Below are 1,475 nucleotides of genomic sequence, written 5' to 3' on the forward strand. Positions count from 1 at the left end.
AACGACTTCAAACCGGCCGTCCGGGGGTGATCCCCTGCCCCGGGCCGGGGGGGATTGATCGGCGGGGCGGGGGGGTCCGCGGCGCCGCCGGCCGCTACGGTGCCGAGCACCACCAGGCCGGCCAGGATGGCACGCCTGCCCGCGTGCCGTCGAATGGTGACAAACGTCATTGCGCTCCTCCCACCCGCGGCGCCGTCCCGTCCGGCTCCACCGTTGGATCCGTCGCCCCGATGTGGACGATAGTGAGGGCCTCAGGTAGACGTGAAGAGCCGAACCTGGTATCCGAGGGTGTCGACGCCATGTCCGGCCCCTCGGTGGATGGGCGCAAGGCCGTTCGGCCCATCTCGATGCGATGCTCGTCTATGTCGGTGGCCGCCGCCAATCTGTTCGACAGTGGCCTGTCCTGCGCCGACTATCGCACCTGGCTCGCCGATCAACGCCACCCGCTGGCGGATCTGCTGCCCGAGCCCGGAGTGACAGGATCGTCCCCGGTCAGCTCGCGGCTCGACATCCCAGAGGGCCCAGCGTCCAGGGCGGAGCCCCGGCCGCCGGAGGCCTGATCTGGGTCGTAGGGCCGGAAGCCCTGCCCGCCGGAGGCACGTTGAGACGGCAAGCAGTCGGATCGAACCTGTCTGGCGGTGGATAAACGACCGTCGCCGAGCCGCCGGGAGTGCAGGGACGGCTCGGCGACGGGCGTCGCGGACGGTGCGGAATCAGTCGGTGCGCGGGTCCCGGTCTCGGGTGGAGACGCCGGCCTTGGCCAGACCACGGCTCACCATGTACCCGATGGTCAGCAGGGTGATGAACCACCAGGCCTTGTCGGCGGCGAAGACGTCACCACCGTTCTCGGCGCCGGCATCGCCGGTCACCGCGGAGGCGATGAGCACGCCGATCACAGCGACCACGTACACGATCAGTTCGGTGGTCTTGAACGACGGTTTCGTTTCTTCGCCGCCGCGTCGAGGACGCGCGTGCGCGGTGTGGTGAAGGTCGGTCGTGGGATTGGTCCCGGTCGTATATCCGGGTGCAGGGGTGGTCATGATTATCCTCCGATTATGAACGTAATGAACTACTGCGGGCGCTTCATCCCGCTTCGTCGGCTGCTGATTGCCCGCCGTACCGCGGCTGAAACGTGTGAGTCGAACGATTTCCGTTTGTCCCACTAGTCCACGAGCAAGGCCTCGGCGATGGCGCGCTTGTTACGAGCGGACCGGGCCGCCCGGGTCCAGGACGCGGGAGCACGGCAAGCCGCCGCAGTGTTCCCCGTCTTGCGGTCGTGAAACGGCAATTCCGTCGCTTCGGCACGCCGCCTGGTTACGAGGTAGCTCGACGGCGATCCATAGTCGTCTGTGTTCCGTCCGGCGGAAGCCCCGGTCTCCTCGATGGTGAGGACGCCGGGGCTTCCGCGTGTCGCCCGGTCTCGCGTGGCCACCGCCGGCCCGCGCCGTGAGCGAAGCGGCAAGGCGCGGACGGCC

The 1,475-nt window shown here is 68.5% G+C and carries 1 protein-coding gene; it reads right to left on the minus strand.

Translation table 11 applies throughout. The features are described from left to right. Window positions 1–713: 713 nt before the first annotated feature. Window positions 714–1,040 (minus strand): hypothetical protein, encoded by a 327-nt coding sequence (locus AB0M20_RS43135; protein ID WP_364307251.1) that lies wholly within the window; start codon window positions 1,038–1,040, stop codon window positions 714–716. Window positions 1,041–1,475 lie beyond the last annotated feature (435 nt).

The organism is Actinoplanes sp. NPDC051633 (assembly GCF_040681735.1).
Classification (GTDB): domain Bacteria; phylum Actinomycetota; class Actinomycetes; order Mycobacteriales; family Micromonosporaceae; genus Actinoplanes.

What these genes read in the sequence shown, in the direction of transcription:
- AB0M20_RS43135 (WP_364307251.1), bottom strand. Translation starts at nt 1,040, where the DNA reads ATGACCACCCCTGCACCCGGATATACGACCGGGACCAATCCCACGACC.